The following is an 18,325-nucleotide window of genomic DNA, read 5'->3' as shown; positions in this document are numbered from 1 at the left end:
TAACGCTGTTTTTAGCGCAAATTAATTCGATAATTAGATGAATTGAGGCGATGGCTGAACGATACACTCGGTACACAAAGGCGGGCTGAAGCATGATGTTGACGAAAACCACACTGGAACAATGGACGCTGTTGCAGGCGGTGGTGGAGCTGGGCGGTTTTGCCCCGGCGGCGCAGGCGTTCAACCGCAGTCAATCTTCGGTCAGTTACCAATTGTCGTTGATGCAGGAGCGGCTGGGGGTGTCGCTGCTGGCGCCATCCGGGCGCAGAACGGTGCTGACGGCGCAGGGGCAACAATTGCTGGCGCAGGTGATTCCGTTGCTAAACGCCTTTCAGGCGCTGGAGTCGCGGGCGGAAGTGCTACGGCGTGGCGGACGCGCAAGAATCGATCTGGTGGTGGACAGTATTTTTCCTAAATCCATGCTGTTTAGCGCGCTGCGCACCTTTCAGTCTCGCCACCCGCATACGCAGGTGCATCTGATGGAGGTGCTGCGTAGTGAAAGCCGGGCGCAACTGGCGGATTATCAGGCGGATATCTGGCTGATTTCCCGACCGTGGGAGGGCATCAACCGGGGGCGGCTACTGATGGAAATGGCGTTTGTGGCCGTCGCCCGGGCTGAACATCCGTTGCACCGGCTAGCCGCGCCGTTATCGTTTCAGGATCTCGCAGCGTATCCGCTGATTGAAATCATCGACCGGCAACAGCAAAAAGACAGTTTGCGTAAGCCGGCCAGCGCCGAAAACTGGACGTTCACCACGGTCGAAGCCGCGATAGAAGCCGTCATGCATGGCGTCGGTTATGGCTGGATGCCGGAGGCGCGCATCGCGCCCTGGCTGGCTTCCGGCGAACTGAAACCGTTGTCGCTGCCGCAGGGCGGGCGGCGTTTCACACCGTTGTATCTGGTGGTGGAGGAAGAAAAACAGCCCTGCGACGCAGAGGTCGCCACTCTGGTAACGTTGCTGACGGCCGCGGCAGCGCCAGTCTGAAAAGTGACGTTGTCACTCTGACTTACCGGCGGTTTACACCAAGTGGCCGTCAGGCGAAATAACGTGCTTTGAACGGCATCAACGCCGCGCCAATCACCGACGGGTCGTGCTGGATCCGGCTTAGCAACAGCTGGGGATAGTGGGCGGCGAGGCCGTAACGCGGCGGCTGTTGGATCGGCGGTACGTCGAGCAGCATCTCGCCCAGCGCCGTCGGCAATTCGCCGCCAAACACGATAGCGGCCGGGTCAATCACCGCCCGCAACGCGTCAATCGCCCGGTTCAGGTACGGCCTGACTTCCGCCACCCACTCGTCCACGCCCGGCCATTGCGGGTCGAACTGCTGGCGCAGGGCGCTGACCCGCTGGATATCGATCCCGCGCGCATTGAGCCGCTTGAGCAGTTCGCCCAGCGCCGGGCGGGAGGTAAATTCCTGTTCGGTATAAATACGGCTGATCTCCCCGGCATTGCCGAACGCGCCGGAAAAAGGCTGCCCATTGAGGATGAGGCCGGCGCCAAACCCGTAATTGAACGACAGGTAGCCAAAGGTGGGGTATTGCAGCCCCGCGCCTAGCACGGATTCGCCGATGGCGCCGGTGGTGGCGTTGTTCTCCGTCCAGACATCCAGATCGAAAAGGGTTTCCAGCTCGCTTTTAAGATCCACCAGTGACCAGTCGCGTAGCGGTTCCGGTGCATTGAACAGCCGTTTCTCTTCCATCAGATAACCGGCGATGGCGAACCCGATGCCGACGACGGCCGACGCCGGAATGGCATAGCGTTGCAGCGCCTTGCGCACCCGGTCTTTCAGCGCAAACATCGCCCGCGTGCGGTCATCCAGCGCGATATCCAGCGTTTCTTCATGCACGACCTGGCAACTGAAATCGCACAGGCAGAACGCCAGCATATCGGTATTTACCGAAATGCCGATGCTGTAGCGCGCGGCGGGCGTCAGCTCCAGCGACGGGCTGGGTTTGCCGCGTCCGTGCACGACGCTTTCGCCCAGCCTCAGCAGTCCGCGTTCCAGCAGGCTGTCGATGATGCGGTGTACCGACGGTTGGGTGAGGTTGGTCTGTGGGGACACCGCCGAACGCATGATGTGCCGATGGCGGCGGACAATGTCCAGCACCATACGTTCGTTCACGGTAATGCTTTCGTCAGCGTGAAGTATTGACCGCATCAGATGCTGGTTCCAGGGCGAGTATTCATGGTGTGCCGATCCTTTTTATATCGCTAAATCGTGCGGTTAAATCAGCGCCAACGAGGCGTCGCCGCTAATGCATATCGTGTGAATTATTAAACATAACGAATGATAATTTCACCATGCATGATATACAACCCCAAAATAAGCGTATCGAAAACGAATCTGCAGGATGTTTTTATATATTTATCTTGATATCAATAAATTAAGTCTTCTTCTTTTGACTACATCTTTGCAACATATCTGTCATTATTATTATGCATACTGCATTATAAGTTGAATTAACGACGTTTTCACCTTGCTGAACATGATGCCTTGCGACTCACGGGAGACTATGTAATGAGTAGACTGGAAGTGGAGCGCGCCAGTGTGGCCTACGGTGATGTTGCTGTCCTCAAAGGGGTGTCGTTTGACGTTAACGAAGGAGAGTTCGTCACGCTGCTGGGGCCGTCCGGATGCGGCAAAACCACGCTGCTGCGCGCCATTGCCGGTTTTGTCCCGCTGGACGGCGGGCATATCCGCATTGGCGGCCGGGAAATGAACGGCCTGGAGCCGGAAAAACGCAATACGGCGATGTGCTTTCAGTCTTATGCGCTGTTTCCCCACCTGACGGTATCGGAAAACATCGCCTTTGGATTACAGCAGCGCAAAATACCGCGGGAAGCGTTGAGCCACCGGGTCGTTGAAACTGCGCTGACCGTGGCGATGGCCGGGCATCTGGATAAATTGCCCACCCAGCTATCAGGCGGTCAGCAGCAGCGAGTGGCGCTGGCGCGTTCAATGGCGGTGCGCCCGGATGTGATGCTGTTCGACGAGCCTTTGTCCAATCTGGATGCCCGGCTGCGCGAGCAACTGCGGTTGCAGATCCGCGCCTTGCAGCGTAAGCACGGTTTTACCGCGGTTTATGTGACTCACGACCAGGCGGAGGCGCTGGCGATGTCCGATAGGGTAATCGTGATGCACGGCGGCAGCGTGATTCAGTCTGGAACCCCGCAGGAGATTTATCACCGGCCGGTCAACCGCTTTGTGGCCGATTTTATCGGCACCGCCAACATTATGGTGGGGACGGTCACCGCGCGGGACGGGGACGCCGGGCAGTATCGGGTCGCCACCGCGCTGGGCGAATTCACGGTGGCGTCGGACGAGCCGCCGGCTCAGCAGCGGGTCTATCTCTGCTGGCGGCCGGAAAACGCCTGCCTGCTGTCGTTGCCCGCGCTGGGGCAGAATATCTTTTCGCTGCGGGTTAAACGCCAGACCTTTCTCGGCAATCTGACGGATGTTGAAGGCTATCATCAGGATACCGACAACGTTCATTACCGTATCCAACTGTTGGGTTATCAGCCGCTGCTGGAGGGCGAAACCTACTATTTTTCGCTGGCGCCCGGCGCGTTGCGGTTTTTACGCGAGGCGGTGGCGGCATGAGATCGTCGTTGATGGCTTACCTGATGCTGCTGCCGGGGCTGGGGATCATCATGCTGGCGATGGGCGCGGTGCTGGGGATGGCGTTTTCCCAGTCGCTGGGGTTCTTCAATTTTGCCGGTGACAGCGGGTTATCGCTGCGTTTCTGGCAAACCATGCTGATCGACGAACAACTGTGGCGCTCTTTTTTCTACTCGGCGCGCATTGCGCTGCTCAGCGCGCTGCTGTCGGTGGCGCTGGCCTACCCGCTGGCGATTTGGCTGCGCAAGCCGTTTCCGGGGGCCGTCACCCTGCGTGCGTTGCTGAAAGCGCCGCTGCTGGTGCCGGGGCTGACCGCGGCGTTTCTGTTCGTCAATTTCATCTCTTATCAGGGGTTTCTCAATGTCGCCATGCTACGGCTGGGGCTGACGGAGCGGCCGATTCGGATGCAAAACGACGCCAGCGGCATCGGTGTGGTTCTGTTGCAGGTCTGGAAACAGATGCCGTTTGCGTTGCTGCTGCTGAGCGGTTCGGTACAGGCCATCGGCGACGCGGTGCTGGACGCCGCCCGTAATCTCGGCGCCGGCGCCTGGGTCCGTTTTCGCCGCATTGTGCTGCCGCTGACGCTGCGGGCGTTGCAGACGGCGATGATGCTGATCTTTATCGGCGCCGCCGGCGATTTTTCCTTTCAGTCGGTGGCGGGGCCGGTCAATCTCAATTCCATATCGCAACTGATGCTGCGCGTGCAGCAGTCGGGCGCTGAGGGTTGGAATCAGGCGGCGGTGGTGGCGGTGATGCTGATGCTGTTGTCGCTGGCGGGCGCCGGGTTGTTGGCGGTGGCGGCGCGCGTGGTTGTGAACGGGATGAGGAGATAGCCGATGCAACAGGCTGTGATTGACCGACTCAACCGCCTGCTGGTAGCGGTGATCCTGCTGCTGGGGACCGTCTGGCTGATTCTGCCGTTTGCTATGGCGGTGCTGTGGTCATTGGTGGATCCGTCGCACCCGTGGGCGTACCCGGATGTCTTCCCGCCGGTATTGTCGCTGCTGCGCTGGCGTGAATTATGGCACAACACATCGCTGCCCGACGCGCTGTTGCACAGCTATCTGCTGGCGCCGATGGTGACGCTGACCTGCCTGCTGCTGGCGATGCCGACCGCCTACGCGTTTGGTCGGCTGTCGTTCCCCGGCAAAGGGCTGGCGCAGGCGCTGACGCTGCTGCCGATTGTGTTGCCGGGGTTCGTGGTGGCGATCTTCTTCTCCTCATTGCTGACGCGGCTGGGCGTGTACTCGCGCTTCATGGGGATCTTTCTCGGTCACACGGTGCTGTTTCTGCCGTACGCCATCCGCATTCTGAGCGTCTCTTTCAGTCAGGTCCGGCAGGATCTGGTGGATGCGGCGCGCAACCTGGGGGCCTCCCGACGGGAAATCTTCCGGGTGGCTTACTGGCCGGCGCTTCAGTCCGGGACGATGGCGGCGATGATCATGGTGTTCATTCTGTCCATCGAAGAGTTTTCCGTTTCCTACATTGTGGGCGCGCCCGACTTTATCACCGTGCCGACCATTCTGTATTCGTACCTGGGTTATAACTTCATTCGGCCCAACGCGGCGGTGGTGTCGCTGATTCTGGTGGTACCCAACGTGGTGTTGATGCTGCTGATGGAGCGCTGTCTCAAAAATGTTCCGGCGTCTGCGTTCGTCAACAAAGGATAGCGACGATGCCGCTTAACCATTCAGGGGAATCTTGCATGCTTACTCGACTCAAGCTGTCAAACCTACGAAAGCTGATGGCGCTGCCGGCACTGCTGTTGCCGTTGTATCCGGCGCAGGCGGCGGAGCTGAACGCGATGTCCTGGCAGGATGTGGAGGCGCAGGCGCGTCAGGAAGGTCAGCTTACCTGGTTCAACTGGTACTATCAGGACCGGTTGCGCGAAGAGGTGAAAGCGTTCGAGAAACAGTATGGCATTCGGGTCACCATTCCGGATGGCGAGGCGATGGCCAGCATCAATAAACTGCTGGCGGAACAGCACCGTGAGCAAGGCGATATCGACGTAATCTCGGTGGGCGGCAGCCAGTTCGGGTTGTTAAACGGACCCAAACTGTTCTGGGGGCCGCTCAGATCCCGGTTGCCGGCCGGCGACAAGCTGACCTACCAGATCGAAGGGGTCGATACCCAGGGCTACGCGGTGGCGTTCTGGGGCAATCAGACCGCGATCGCCTACAATTCGGCCCGCATCGACGCGGCCGCGCTGCCGCACTCACTGCCTCAGTTCGAACAGTTTCTGGTGAAAAACCCCGGTGAGTTCGCCTTTAACGTGGAAAATGGCGGCTCCGGTCCGGCGTTTATCGAATCCGTCACCCGGGCGTTGGTCACCGACGTGAACTACCGCGACGGCAATGCCGCGCCGGAGGTGTTGCAACGGCTTGCGCCGTCCTGGCGCTGGTTCAACCGTTACAAGAGCAGCATGGTGATCAGCGCGTCCAATGCCGACAGCATTACCCGACTGAATGCCGGCGAATTTAAACTCGCCGCGTCATGGGAGGATTTGGTGCTTTCGCTACAGCGCAAAGGCGAAGTGTCGCCGGACATCAAGTTCTACCTGCCTGATTTTGGCATGCCGGGCGGCGGCAATGTGGTGGGGATTCCGGCCAACGCCAAACACAAGGCGGCGGCGTTACTGTTTATCCACTGGCTGACGCAGCCGGACACGCAACAGCGCTTTCATACGCAGTTCGGCACTGCGTTGTTGACGCCGACAGGCGACGGCGCGCAGGCGGCGGATGCGCTGGATCGGTCGCGCAGTTTTGCCTGGGCGGCCAAGCCGTTGGGCGACGAAATCAAAAAGCAGTTTATCCAAAACGTGATGCTGAAATGACATCGCGCGGCCTTGTTATGACGTTTGAACCGTTGACGTTTAGCCAACTGATGTTTAACCAACTGATGTTTAACCAACTGAGGCTTGAACAACGATGTTTGGACAACTGACGTTTGAAAACCGTTTTCTGTATCCGACGCGGGCAAGGCCGAACGTATTTTTAATTCAACATATTTGCTTACTCAACACCGATGCATTGAAACACCAGGGAAACCATTATGTCTGATGCGATAACTGATCACCTCCGTCGTCACCGCGTGGTGAATGACGCGCTAATCGCCCACCGCGGCGCCTCGGCGCTGGCGCCGGAGAATACGCTGGCAGCCATGCGTAAGGCGGCGCAGCTGGGAGCGACGTGGCTGGAGGTGGATGTCAAACTGACGCGGGATAACCAGCCGGTGATCATCCATGATGATCGGGTGGATCGTACCACCAACGGGCGCGGTTGGGTCGCTGGCCTGACGCTGGAGGAAATCCGCCGGCTGGATGCGCGAGCGCAATTCGGCGAAGCGTTCGCCGGGGTGACCATCCCGACGCTGCAGGAGCTGATCGCGTGCGTGCTGGAGCTGGATATGGGATTACAGCTGGAGCTGAAACCGACGGCGGGTGACGACGTTGAAACGGCGGAGGTGGCGCTGGGCGTGCTGAAATCGATGTGGCCCGCCAACCGTGACCGCCTGTTTCTGTCGAGTTTTTCCGTTCGTTCCATCCAGGCGGCGGCGCGACTGATGCCGGATGTGCCGCGAGCGTTTGCCGTGGTGGTGCCGCCCAAACGGCCGGTGGCGTTGTTGCAGGAAACCCACTGCCAGATTTTGCACTGCCTGTCGGCACTGCTGGATGACGAAGCCCAGCACATTCTGGCGGACAGCGGCATCGAATACGCGGTGGCGATCGTCAATGACGCCGCACAGGCCCGGCGCTTCCTCGCTAATGGCGCGCAGACGATCCTGTCTGATATTCCTGATTTGCTGGGTTGATAACTGGAGTGGGTTGATAACCGGAGGATGCCATGTCTGATCTGCAGTTACGCTTTGAGACCGCCAACACGGTCATGGAGGAAGCCGCGTTGCTGGCGAGGCAGTTGTTTGCCCGGCGTGACAGCGTGGTGGTGGAACAGAAATCCGCCAATGATTTTGTGTCGGATGCGGACCGGCAGGTCGAGCAGTTAATCCGCGACCGCCTGCGGGAGGCGTTCCCACAGGACGCTATTTTGGGCGAGGAAATGGGCGGCGAGGCCGGCGATAGCTTTTGGGCCGTCGACCCGATAGACGGCACCACCAACTTTTTGCGCGGTTTGCCGTTGTGGGGCATTTCCATCGGATACGTCGAAAACGGGCTGGCGATGGTCGGCACCATTGCGTTGCCGATGCTGAACCTGACGCTGTCGGCGGCGATCGGCTGCGGCGTATGGCGTAACGGGATGCCGTATCGCCGTCAGGTGCCGTTCAGCGAAGTCCGTCTGGTGGCGCTGGGGGAAAGCAATAAATGGGCGGCGGCGGAAGTGGCGATGCTGGACGGCTACCTGCGCGACGAAGGCTGGGCGGTGGCACGCTATCGCTGCGCTACCGTCGGGCTGGGGTTCGCCGCATTGGGGTTTACTGACGGTTATGTGGAGAAAAACACCAGTATCTGGGATATCGCCGCCGGGGTGGTGATCTGTACGGAAGCCGGGCTGGTGGTGAAATATCGGGGAAACTATGAGGTGGGCGGTATGCATGTGGCGACGGCCACCCCCGATGTGCAACAGATTGTGGAGCCGTTTTTCAGCCTGTGACGCGCCCAAAAAAAAGCACCGCCAGACAGGCGGTGCGGGAAAGGGAAGAATTAAAGCGCGTTACTCATTCCGGGCGTACGACTCATTCCGGACGCATTACTTGTTGATGAACGAGCGCGGTTTCGGCGGCGTAGCGGCCAGCGCAGCCTGAATACGCATTGGGTTGAAGTAGTTGCGCATCAGGCGGATACGGTGGTCGTCGGTGAATTCATACCGTATCGCCCAGTCGTAGCTGTAAGGCACGCGGGTCGATTTGGTGATCCCCTGCTGGCTGCCGTAAGCCATCGCCTGATTGTCGCTGAAGAAGACTTTTTCCACTACTTCGCTACTGAATTCTACCGTCTGGCTCATCAGCGACCAGAAACGGGAGAAGCCTTCGTGACCGTAGAACACGCCGGTATAAGGCACATCCACCGGGCCGGTCATGTCCCATACCAACTGTTCGCTCAGGCAGGTCAGCGCCATCGGCAGATCGCCAGCGGCATAGGCCTGACCGAGTTTCTCCAGCGTCGCCTGATTGTTGGAGAACGTCACCGCCTGACTCTTGGCCTGGAAACGCGGCGGCGGCGGCGGGGTATATTCGAACGTCGGCGCCGCGCGGTAGGCGTTGTCGCCGGGGAATGGATGGGAGACGATCGCCCGGAAATCCTCACGCAGCGCGCCCATCGCCATCACCGCCGGGGTGAGTTTTAACGGGCGGCCGGACAGCGCCAGTTGCAGGTTTTCCAGCAGTTCGCAGTAGCGACGGTTGAAACGCATAATCGCCTTGTGCAACTCGCCTTCCGGATAGTCGCTGACTTTGGCTGCGCTGTGGGTTCTGACCGCTTTGTCCCATTCGATCGTCAACGGGTCACCGGTCGGGCCGCTGGCGATGGTGTCGCCGCGCGCATACAGACGCTCGCAGTAGATTTCGTTGAAGCGATAGTAGTGCGGGACGTCATTGTCTTCGCCCTGCCAGATATTGTGCGGCGAACCCTCGCCCTGATCGCAAATCTGACGCAGGCTGGTGATCGCACTGTCCAGATCGGTCACCGGAACGACAGTGCCGTAGGAGCCGTGGCAGAACTGCTCCGGCTCAATCTGGCGCGTAGGGTCGCCGCAGAACACGGCTTTTTCGCCGAAAGACTCTACCGCCGCTCGCAGGCGCGACTCGATATAGACGTAGTATTCACCGATCGACATGTCGCTGCAGACATGGCTGGCTACCACTTCCGGGCGCACATATTTCGGGTGTTCGATTTGCATCGCCTGATGTATGGCGTGCTGAGAAAACGGGTGCAGCTGAATTTCCAGGTCTTCGATGCCGAACGGCAGCGTGGCCGGGTAATCGGGTAAAAAGTCGGGGCCGCTGATATTCGGCGTGCCGCCCACGGCATTCAGCAGGTTGCCAACCATGACGAAATGCAGCATTTCTTCAATCACGACGGAATGGATCACCTCAGGGACACGCGGATCGATGTCGTCATCCATCGTATAGAGCATGGTCAGATAGGGGGGGATCACCGCGTGTTCCAGCACCATCGCTTTTTGCAACAAGTCCCGAATATCGTCTAATTCGTGAGCCAGATCCTTATGGCTGGTTAGTTTGACATAACCTTTTTCCCTGAACATAGTGTCCAAATCTTGGGGTGCGGCGTGTTCGTTTAAGTTCATGATGTTATTCCGTCTTAGTCAGTTGCGGCAGTGACGAAGTGTGTAGTTAGTCTTATCTATTTATTCGTAGCATGAAACCCGAATATCATCATCTTTTGTAGCGCTTTTTTCGCGTTTAACGTGTGCTGGCACACATTCTGTCCAGTTCGGAAAGAATTGTGTGCGCAGCCCATAGCGTCAGCGCCGCCAGCGTCAGGGTGGGCGGCGCCGTTCCCATGCTGACCATGTTTCCAGCCCCCACCAGATAGAGATTCTTATGAATCCAACTGCGCTGTTGACGATCAACCACCGAATGATGGGGCGAGCTGCCCATACAGTGAGTACCGGCGATATGCCCGGCGCCGACGAACGCCAGCGGCTGTCCCTGACAGGTAAAGTAGCCGGGGTCGGCGGGCGAATAATGGCTGTGATCGCGAATGCCGGCGTGGCGGAAAATCTGCCGCATGACGGTGCCGGCGCGCGCGACGCCGGTGCGGGTGTACAGCGACAGGTCATAGTGGATTACCGGACGGTAATTGCCCAGCGCATCGCGGTAGTCAGGATGAATGGTCACCCGGTTGTTGTATTCCGGCAACTGTTCCACCAGGCAGCGCGCGCTGAATTGCCGTGACAGCCGTTCGCGCATTTGACTGCGTAAGCGGGGACCGCACAACGGCTCCGCCAGCAACTGTTCGACATCGTGATATAAGGCGTTGACCGGCCAGCGCCAGCCGTCGTTGCTCAGCTCGATGCGATAGGCCGCCCGATGGGCGCGGGCCGCGCCGCCCCGCATGGCTTCGATCCCCGAGGTGGTAAGCGGACCGCGCATCGGCCACAACGGCGCATCGGCCCGACCCCAGACCGGCAGCACCGGGTGATCCATCAGATGTCGTCCCACCAGATCATTACCTTTGCAGGCGTCGGACGCCAGCAACAGCACCGCATTGGCAATGGCGTTGCCGGCCAGCACATAACGTCTGGCGCTGACGGTATGCAGGTGATGCAACGCCGTTTCCTGATGCACATAATGGCGAAACTGAACGCCGGTGACGGCATCGGTCGACGGGTCGATTAGCAACTTGTGCGCCACGCTACAGGTGACGACGTCCAGCAAGGCCGGATCGGCGTCTTCCAGCGTTTTCAGTGCGTTGTAGCGAGCCTGCGTCGGGCAGAGCGGCGTGCAGTAGCTATTGCCGGAGCAGCGCAGGCCAAGGTGCGGGCTGCCTGCCGCACCGCGAGGATGATAGCCGCGGCCGTGGTCATAACCGGGGTGCGGCACGCCGTTGCGCGCGGACGGCGTGCCGCGCAGGGTCAGCGGCGTAGCCTGTCCGTCTTCCATGACCGTCATGCCGTTGAGGCGGCGCGCCAGTTGTCGATCGCCCCAGGCGGGGGAAGACCTTGCATCGGATAAACATAATCCGGCGGAAACCGGATCCCCAGATAAGCCTGCTCCTCCACATTGGCCGAGACGCCCAGTTCGTACTCCGCCGCCCGATACCAGGGTTCAAGGTCGTTATAGCGCAACGGCCAGTCCAGCCCGATGCCGTAGCGGCTTTGCAGCTCAAAATCTTCCGGCAGCATGCGCATGGCGCTGCCGAGCCATTGTAGCGAGGTGCCGCCGAGCTGGCGGCAATAGGTGGAACTGAATGGCAACGGGCCGCGTTGTACCAGATAGCCGCGGTCGTCATAACCGTCGGGCATCAGGGGCTGGAGGGCGGTATCGTGCGGCGCCGGCGCGTTGACGTTACGCGGCCCGGATACCTGATGGCTTTTACCCGGGTGTTGCCGATAACGCTGCAGCGTCTGCCGGTATCCGGCGTAATGCAGGTTCTCGCCGTCGCCCGCCTCCAGTATCAGGCAGCGTTTTCCCCCGCGTGTCAGGGTTTTGGCCATCAGCGCACCGGCAATGCCGCCGCCGACGATCACCACGTCGTAATCGGTATGCTCAGCCTGATGAGGGGTAATGACATTCATCCGCGCGTTCTCCACTCAGCAATGGGCGGCTCGGCCCAGGCGCCGAACTCCTGCTGGCGGATCGCCTGTGGGTGGGCGTGGATGGCCTGCCAGATCAGCGCTTCGCGCCAGGCGGCGTCGCTGAGAAAATAGGCGGCGGCGTCCGGCTCTGGACTGATGGGGACCCACTGACCGGTGTACCACAGACGCAGCAGACTGCGGGCGATTGGGCCGAGCGTCAGCGATGTCAGCACCGTGGCTTCCAGCCAGTTGAGCCGTAATGCGTCATCATTCGGTTGCGCCGCAAAGTCGTGCAGCAGTTGTTTGAACGGACCGGCGGCGTTGTGCTGCAGCCAGGTGAAATAGTCGTGGGCCAGCCCGGTTCCGGTCAGTTCAAACTGACTGAAACCGGTAAGCAGGGCGGATAAGGTCATGAAATCGTCAAAGGCGGTGTCGGGTTCACTACTGTTACTCATGATGCGTTACCTGTGCCATGTCGTGAACAGCTGAGAGAAAACCGCGCGTCTGAGTCGGGCGTCAGGCGTCGTGGAGCGGGGATATCAATCGTTTTCCGGCGACGTTGCCGATCAGGCGACATCACCGCAGTCTGGTATGTCAATACGGGTGTTAGTGCGTTTTAGAACACACCCAATGGATAGCTGTAACCCGATATCCCTGGAAGGAAGGGCCAATCCGTTTTCCTTTACAGGAATAACCGAGTGGTCGTCATGATGGTGGAAAAAAGAGCGGGGTAGCCTGCGTTCCTTTTTTTAGCGTCACAGTGTTGTTTTAAACCGGGCGAATCAAAGAAAAAAACATGGCAATAAAAGTATTCGTTACACATTCGGTACCACAGTGCATACCCCGTGTAAAACTATGACGTGAGAGCCGCGTTTTTGCAAGACCAGCCTGATTTCTAACGTGATTTTATCGAAATAGGAGATAAGGAAAGCAGCATAATTATTTGATTGTGTAAACTTTTATGCTGAAAGGGCGGAGCATAACGCTCCGCCGCAGGGGTTAGCTTTCGGCCGGTTTGATTAGACCCAGAATCGCTCCCAGACGTTCGCGCTGTTTGGGTTTGATATCACGCCCGGCCGCATAGCCGGCGTTCTGGATAATCATCTCGTTCAGGCCGATCAGCCAGTCATAAATGTAATAGGCGGTATTGTTGACCGGCGTCGCCGACAGTCTGGTCAACCGGCGGGAGGTGCCGAAGTTGGCGGTCTGCTTTTCCGGTTTGGCAAAGATCTTGTTGCCTTTGTTGACGCGGCTGTCCGGTCGACTGGCTTCGGGCACCTGCTGGAAACCCAACCAGGCGACGAAATCGCCGAGGACGTTGAGCGCGCGCGATACCTGGCGATCCGCCTTGCTTTCCCGGTTAATGCCCAGTTGCCCGGAATCCACCAGCATGGTTTGCAACTCATCTTCAATCTTCAGCCGCACGCTGGCCGTAATCAGTTCCTCCACCAGCATTTCGATGGTAGGGCGGTTAATCCCCAGCAATTCAATGATGGCGATGTTTTCCGGCAGGTTACGCAGGTGGTTGATCCAATACCGGTACAGATTACGGGCGAACTCCGCTTCATAGCTGTGGTTTTCGGTTTGTTCTTCCTCGGTCGGCGCCGGGGCGATGACCGTTTCGTCTTCTTCGCTCGGGTCGGCGTCGTCGCTGAACAGGTCGATATCCATCCCGACGCCAAACGGTTCGTAGCTGGCCAGTGGCACCGCCGTATCCTGCGTTTCCTGATAGGACGCGAAGTTGCGTTGCGTCTGTTCCTGCTGTTGCAGATACAGTCGACGCAGTTCATCGCGGGAGGGCAATAACCGCTCCAGCAGCTCGCCGTGCACGCCGGTTCGGGTTTGCAACGCCTTGAGCATCGACTCGGCGATATGCTGTTTGTGCGCCGGATCATCAGCGCCGGCCGGCTGATACCAACTGCCGAGCAGGTTATCGGACAGCTCGCGCTGCAATTCGCTCAGCTGTTCGTTGATTCGCCCCAGCTTGACTTCACGGCGGACTTCCGCGTCCAGCCAGGCCGCCATCCGGTTGATACCGCGTTTGTCCATCGCCAGCATGGTGCCCCAGGCATCGCCGGGGTTACCCACGTAACGCTGCACCGCTTCATCGTTGTTGTAACCGTGGGTGAAACGCCGGTCATGACGGGTCACCGCCCAGATCAGGCCGGGTTTACGGCGGCTGCGGACCTGCGGGTTTTCGCCCTGGGTATGACGCACCCAAAAATCCAGCGTCCGGCCGACGTGGCGCACGTCCGCTTTGCAGGCGGCGGCGGTACAGACCATCAGCAGATTCATTTCCTGATCGTCGGTATAACGCTCCAGCAGATAGGCGCGTTTGGCGCGCAGCAACGCGCGGGACAACGGGTGAGGCTTAAGGCGCAACAGTCGCTCCGGGTTGTCCTCGTCCGGCTCGAATTCCGGCTCGTCCTGCAGGCTGAATCCCGGAAAATCGAGCAGGTCCACCTGTTCGAACAACGTTTCCTTTGGCGGCGACAGCAGCGGAATTTGCACTTCGGCCGCCAGCATAAGCAGTTCCGCCAGCGACAGCTCCACATTTCTGGCCGCGCGGCCGTTGACGATGGGGCGCACCTGTGCGCTGAGATCGGAAGGGCTATTGAGCCGGTCGAACAGGCTGGCGTTGAAAATACCGCTGTCGGGTTGCAGCGATTCATCCACCAGCAGGCTGATCGGCGCCAGTACCTTCCGGGCGCCGGACAATTGCTCCAGCGTGTGGGCGAAATGACGGTAAAGCGAGGTGTATTCCGACTGTTCGCCCCACAGAATCGAGAACAGACTGGCGCGGTCGTCGATGCTGAGATGCGGCGCCAGTTCCACCGCCAGCGGCCAGAATTTGCGTTCCAGCGGCTTTTGACGCCGGGCGTCGTGGCGCACCAGATAATCCCACAGCGCGACCACGTCATCGCCGTCCAGCCCGGGCACCGCTTCCTGCTGACGGTGCAACGTCAGGGTTTTCAGGTGCTCGGCGATATGTTGCTCGTCGAGCTCCGGCGCCGGGTTTTGGCTCTCTTCCAGTACGAAGGCATAGGCCATAATGCGGGCGATATCGGCCTCGTTGAGCAACTGGACCTGCACCGGGTTCGGGGTGTTCTTGCCTTCAGCCTGCCGGGTAAAGCGAGTGACAAAGGCCGGCTGCTGGTTGTCCGGATTGATGTTCTTCTGGTAATCCAGCGTGACGCCGCCGACGGAGGTTTCAATGCGTCCGTTTTCGCCGCCGGCCAGCGAGGTCAGCAGATAGGTTTTGCCGCCCTGAGCCAACCCGAACATGCCCATGGCGATCTCTTTTAGCGACGAATCGGACAGCCCGCGGGCCTTGTTGCGGCAACGCCGCAGCTTAACGATGAGCCGGTCGGCTTCCATATCCAGGCGCGGAACGTTGCGCCGGGTTTCATCCACCCAGGCGATCGCCTGATCTACGCCTTGCGAAACGGACTGTAACTGACGGCTGAGACGGCTCGACAGCTGTTTGGGCGTTAATGGTTTCATTTCTTGAAGACGCTCCCGCTATCGATCCAGTAATGTGCCATGCCGGAAACCGTGCTGGACAAGGTATTGAGTTTCAGCCTTAGCTGATGCGGCGAAATAGCGAGCCCGGAGCCCAGCACCGCGTCGGCGATCTCGACGCGTTCCGGCGTGAGATTATCGTCGCCCGGCACCACTTTCAGGCGAACGTGCAGTACGCTGTCGCCGGCCACCTTGCGGGCCAGTTCCGGATCGACGATCGACAGCGAATAGAGCGGCGACGCTGGCCAGCGTTCGTTGTCCAACTGGCGGAAGCCGAGGCACAGCGAGCCGCGCACTTCGAAACCGGACTGATCGTCCAGCGTGAAATCGGCGTCATCCAGATCGATATCGTTATAGTAGACGTTATCGGCGGTGAGGGTGTGGCTGCTGTCCAGCATCCCGAGATAGCGCACGGTAGAATAGGGTTCGAAATCGCCGGCCTTGAAGTAGAAACCGGGCAGGCGCAGATCCAACGCCAGCAGGCACAGCATCGCCCCCACCGCGGCGGTGGATTTCGGGTTTTCGATACGTCCGCGCTTGTTAAACGGATACCAGTCGCTGGTGTGATAGCCATCCAGCGACATCATGCGGTTAATCGGCAGCGGCTGCAGGTGGCGGAATAGCGCCTGAATGCCCGGAAAACGGGATGGCCGACCGGTCAGCAATAGCACGTCGCAGGCATACAGCGACACCACTTCCGACATCAGCCGCAGATGCTGGGTAATGCTCATGCGGTTGGCCAGAAATTCGCTGTGCAGCTTGGCAAGACGCAGGATCAACGGCACCTGCAGGATGTCGAACGGGGTTTCCTCGTCCGGCAGTTCACGCTGGATCTCGTTGTTGACGTATTCCAGCACTTTGCGCGTCGGCGTCTGCGGCAGCATTTCACCAAACGTGGTGTCGATTTCCGCGTTCAGATCGAGCGGATCGAACTGTTCATAGGCTTCCAGAATCGCCTGGCCGATAGGAATGAACATCTGCAACGTGACCTGCTGGCGCAGCGTCAGCTGGCCGTCCATGCGGCCTTCGCTGCCGAACAGGCGGGTCATCAGGCTGTCCGGGCTGGTGACGCCGGCTTTTTTCAGCGCGACCTGCAACGCGGGCAGGACATACAGTTGGATCACGTCCAGCAGGATGTCGTCGCCGGCGACTTTAAACCCTTCACGAAACAGCAGGCGGGGGATGATTTTGACGTTGCTGCCGACGCCGTCGTCCAGCCAGTATTGGGTAATCGCCAGATCGGTAGTACCGCCGCCGATATCGATAGACGCGATACGCAGGGTTTTCCCCGGCTGCTCGTCGTCCGCCAGTTCTTTGTCCGGGCGCGCCATGCTGGCGAAGAACGCTTCCGCCCGGCCGCCGAAATTCACCTGCGCTTCGTTGTAGAGGTACACCATCTGTCCGCAGGTGGCTTCATCCCACTCCATCTGAACGTCCGGCACCGGCACGTTGCTGCGGCGCTTGTCATCCGCCGTCAGGAAATCCTCATCGGCCGGGTGCCAGCCCATCGCTTTCCACACCAGCCCGATCGCTTCGATCATGCGGCGGCGGAAGATCTCGCGTTCCGGCTTAGGCATGGCCGAGGGCAGGGTCAGAATAATGTTGCGCAGCTGGCGCGGCGCGTTGGCGTGAATCATCTTCAGGCGTTGGGCGGCGCTGTTCATTTGCATCAGCGCCTGCGCCAGCAGCTCGGAAAGCATGAACGTCATTACCGAACTGCGGCTGTAGTGCGGGTCGAACACCGGCAGGCGCTCGTCCAGCGGCAGGCTGAACAGCGGCTGGCCTTCATCGTTGACCAGCATGGTCAGCGGCATGGCGGTCGCCAGCGGCTCCTGCTGACGCGGGCTGTTGGTCTGGCTGAAACGCCAGCCCGGCACATACGGCTCTTCGTCCCACAGATAGCGGCGCGGGCTGGAAATACCGCTGGAGCCTTCGGTTCCCTGACGCTGCAGTGCCAGACGGCTGGCTTCGCGGCCGACACGGGTAATGGACGGCCAGACAAACGCATCGTCGCGGCCGCTTTCGAAGGAAAAATTCTGCTTGCCGAAACGCGCCTGGGCGAATTCCACCCGGCTGTCGAACAGCTCGTTGTACAAATAATGGGGCTGGCCCAAATCGCGGATCTGTAGCTCGTAGGTCTGCTTGAGGCCGTTGCTCTCGTCGGCGTGATCCTCCACCAGAATCCCGGCGGTGTGGGAATTGCCGACATCCAGAATCAGATCCACATTGATGGCCGGCTCTTTCAGCGTACTGCTGGTGATGCGGATTTCCGGCACATCCAGCAGCGTCGCCATAATATCCAGCAGATTCAGGTAATGCGCCTGATATTCGAATTCACGCAGATTCTGGCGGATATCGCGGGGTTTGCGGCTTTCCACCTGCAGCGCCTGCTGGGAAAACGCTTCGCGCAGCCAGCCGTCCACCCAGGTCTGGTCGAGAAAATCGTCCAGTTCTTCACTGCGATAGGCCAGCGTGAATAACCGCCCGGCGTTGATGTCGTTTTCGCTGGGCGCCAGCGCTTCCAGATCGTGGCTTTCCGGATAAACGCGGGTATCGAAGGCCAGACAGAGGCGGTGGGTGTTGCCGTCATCGTCCGGTTCGCCCAGTTCCAGCACCTGCACCCGCGCCCAGTTGTTCGGGCCGCCCATGAAGGTACGCGGCGGGTTAAAGCGGAAGAACGGCAGCGGCAGCCATACGTTGCTCAGCAGACGCAACGACTGTTCCAGCGTATAACTGGATTCCGGGTTGACCGCCTCCGGCAGCACCTGCATATCGCTCGGCAATGCGTATTTGCCGCTGTGCTCGTTGTACGTCAGCCGCAACAGCGGCCCGTTGGCGCTCTTGCGAACAAAGCGATTGGCGAAGCTTGACCGGGCTGGCGGGAGCTTTAACGCAAAATCGAGAAACTGAATACCGCTATTCTGAATCAGCGTAATGTGTTGTTTGTAATCTGTCAGTGTTGCCAGCAT

The 18,325-nt window shown here is 59.5% G+C and carries 14 protein-coding genes; 7 read left to right on the top strand and 7 right to left on the bottom strand.

What is annotated here, in order from left to right:
* Positions 1-95: 95 nt before the first annotated feature.
* Positions 96-986 carry a LysR family transcriptional regulator gene (locus tag DXXMK7_RS10780; protein WP_038920971.1) on the top strand — a complete coding sequence of 297 codons (891 nt, stop codon included), beginning with the start codon at positions 96-98 and terminating at the stop codon, positions 984-986.
* Positions 987-1,035: 49 nt separating this feature from the next.
* On the opposite strand, the gene DXXMK7_RS10775 is transcribed toward DXXMK7_RS10780, so the two are convergent.
* Entirely contained in the window at positions 1,036-2,160 is a 1,125-nt protein-coding gene (locus DXXMK7_RS10775) for an ROK family protein (protein WP_038919093.1), read from the bottom strand.
* Positions 2,161-2,520: 360 nt separating this feature from the next.
* Here DXXMK7_RS10775 and DXXMK7_RS10770 point away from each other — a divergent pair, with 360 nt between their 5' ends.
* From DXXMK7_RS10770 to DXXMK7_RS10745, 6 genes are all read left to right on the top strand, one after another.
* The gene (locus DXXMK7_RS10770) at positions 2,521-3,603 is read left to right on the top strand and encodes an ABC transporter ATP-binding protein (RefSeq protein ID WP_038919092.1); all 1,083 of its coding nucleotides are present in this window, start codon (positions 2,521-2,523) and stop codon (positions 3,601-3,603) included.
* Positions 3,600-4,454, top strand: coding sequence for an ABC transporter permease (locus tag DXXMK7_RS10765; protein ID WP_038919091.1), 855 nt, complete (start codon positions 3,600-3,602; stop codon positions 4,452-4,454). Before DXXMK7_RS10770 ends, DXXMK7_RS10765 begins: the two co-directional genes overlap by 4 nt.
* Before the next feature lie 3 nt (positions 4,455-4,457).
* Positions 4,458-5,291 carry an ABC transporter permease gene (locus tag DXXMK7_RS10760; protein ID WP_038919090.1) on the top strand — a complete coding sequence of 278 codons (834 nt, stop codon included), beginning with the start codon at positions 4,458-4,460 and terminating at the stop codon, positions 5,289-5,291.
* Positions 5,292-5,326: 35 nt separating this feature from the next.
* A complete protein-coding gene (locus DXXMK7_RS10755; protein WP_082202651.1) occupies positions 5,327-6,454 on the top strand; it encodes an extracellular solute-binding protein in 1,128 nt (375 codons plus the stop codon).
* A 218-nt stretch (positions 6,455-6,672) separates the two neighbouring features.
* Positions 6,673-7,431 carry a glycerophosphodiester phosphodiesterase family protein gene (locus DXXMK7_RS10750; RefSeq protein ID WP_038919089.1) on the top strand — a complete coding sequence of 253 codons (759 nt, stop codon included), beginning with the start codon at positions 6,673-6,675 and terminating at the stop codon, positions 7,429-7,431.
* Between the two features lie 32 nt (positions 7,432-7,463).
* Positions 7,464-8,228: an inositol monophosphatase family protein gene (locus tag DXXMK7_RS10745; RefSeq protein ID WP_038919088.1), complete on the top strand. Its 765-nt coding sequence runs from the start codon at positions 7,464-7,466 to the stop codon at positions 8,226-8,228.
* A 96-nt stretch (positions 8,229-8,324) separates the two neighbouring features.
* Here DXXMK7_RS10745 and DXXMK7_RS10740 read toward each other — a convergent pair whose 3' ends face one another.
* The 6 genes from DXXMK7_RS10740 to DXXMK7_RS10720 all read right to left on the bottom strand — a co-directional run bounded on the left by DXXMK7_RS10740 (position 8,325) and on the right by DXXMK7_RS10720 (position 18,325).
* A complete protein-coding gene (locus tag DXXMK7_RS10740; RefSeq protein ID WP_038919086.1) occupies positions 8,325-9,881 on the bottom strand; it encodes a ferritin-like domain-containing protein in 1,557 nt (518 codons plus the stop codon).
* 115 nt (positions 9,882-9,996) lie between these two features.
* Positions 9,997-11,199 (bottom strand): GMC oxidoreductase, encoded by a 1,203-nt coding sequence (locus DXXMK7_RS10735; protein WP_238555965.1) that lies wholly within the window; start codon positions 11,197-11,199, stop codon positions 9,997-9,999.
* A gap of 5 nt (positions 11,200-11,204) precedes the next feature.
* Positions 11,205-11,834 (bottom strand): NAD(P)-binding protein, encoded by a 630-nt coding sequence (locus DXXMK7_RS23070; RefSeq protein ID WP_238555964.1) that lies wholly within the window; start codon positions 11,832-11,834, stop codon positions 11,205-11,207.
* Positions 11,831-12,289 (bottom strand): hypothetical protein, encoded by a 459-nt coding sequence (locus DXXMK7_RS10730; RefSeq protein ID WP_038919085.1) that lies wholly within the window; start codon positions 12,287-12,289, stop codon positions 11,831-11,833. The genes DXXMK7_RS23070 and DXXMK7_RS10730 overlap by 4 nt, the downstream gene beginning before the upstream one ends.
* A gap of 544 nt (positions 12,290-12,833) precedes the next feature.
* Positions 12,834-15,338 carry a putative virulence factor gene (locus DXXMK7_RS10725; protein WP_038919084.1) on the bottom strand — a complete coding sequence of 835 codons (2,505 nt, stop codon included), beginning with the start codon at positions 15,336-15,338 and terminating at the stop codon, positions 12,834-12,836.
* The gene (locus DXXMK7_RS10720) at positions 15,335-18,325 is read right to left on the bottom strand and encodes a virulence factor SrfB (RefSeq protein WP_038919083.1); all 2,991 of its coding nucleotides are present in this window, start codon (positions 18,323-18,325) and stop codon (positions 15,335-15,337) included. The genes DXXMK7_RS10725 and DXXMK7_RS10720 overlap by 4 nt, the downstream gene beginning before the upstream one ends.

This window comes from Dickeya sp. MK7 (assembly GCF_000406305.1).
In the GTDB taxonomy this organism is placed as follows: Bacteria; Pseudomonadota; Gammaproteobacteria; order Enterobacterales; family Enterobacteriaceae; genus Dickeya; species Dickeya fangzhongdai.
This window is presented reverse-complemented; position numbering and strand designations above follow the sequence as displayed.

Bases quoted from the DNA above. Each gene is read 5' to 3' on its own strand.
- DXXMK7_RS10770 (WP_038919092.1), top strand. From the start codon at position 2,521: ATGAGTAGACTGGAAGTGGAGCGCGCCAGTGTGGCCTACGGTGATGTT.
- DXXMK7_RS10760 (WP_038919090.1), top strand. From the start codon at position 4,458: ATGCAACAGGCTGTGATTGACCGACTCAACCGCCTGCTGGTAGCGGTG.
- DXXMK7_RS10780 (WP_038920971.1), top strand. From the start codon at position 96: ATGTTGACGAAAACCACACTGGAACAATGGACGCTGTTGCAGGCGGTG.
- DXXMK7_RS10750 (WP_038919089.1), top strand. From the start codon at position 6,673: ATGTCTGATGCGATAACTGATCACCTCCGTCGTCACCGCGTGGTGAAT.
- DXXMK7_RS10755 (WP_082202651.1), top strand. From the start codon at position 5,327: ATGCTTACTCGACTCAAGCTGTCAAACCTACGAAAGCTGATGGCGCTG.
- DXXMK7_RS10765 (WP_038919091.1), top strand. From the start codon at position 3,600: ATGAGATCGTCGTTGATGGCTTACCTGATGCTGCTGCCGGGGCTGGGG.
- DXXMK7_RS10735 (WP_238555965.1), bottom strand. From the start codon at position 11,199: ATGGAAGACGGACAGGCTACGCCGCTGACCCTGCGCGGCACGCCGTCC.
- DXXMK7_RS10745 (WP_038919088.1), top strand. From the start codon at position 7,464: ATGTCTGATCTGCAGTTACGCTTTGAGACCGCCAACACGGTCATGGAG.
- DXXMK7_RS10730 (WP_038919085.1), bottom strand. From the start codon at position 12,289: ATGAGTAACAGTAGTGAACCCGACACCGCCTTTGACGATTTCATGACC.
- DXXMK7_RS10775 (WP_038919093.1), bottom strand. From the start codon at position 2,160: ATGCGGTCAATACTTCACGCTGACGAAAGCATTACCGTGAACGAACGT.
- DXXMK7_RS10720 (WP_038919083.1), bottom strand. From the start codon at position 18,325: ATGCTGGCAACACTGACAGATTACAAACAACACATTACGCTGATTCAG.
- DXXMK7_RS10725 (WP_038919084.1), bottom strand. From the start codon at position 15,338: ATGAAACCATTAACGCCCAAACAGCTGTCGAGCCGTCTCAGCCGTCAG.
- DXXMK7_RS10740 (WP_038919086.1), bottom strand. From the start codon at position 9,881: ATGAACTTAAACGAACACGCCGCACCCCAAGATTTGGACACTATGTTC.
- DXXMK7_RS23070 (WP_238555964.1), bottom strand. From the start codon at position 11,834: ATGAATGTCATTACCCCTCATCAGGCTGAGCATACCGATTACGACGTG.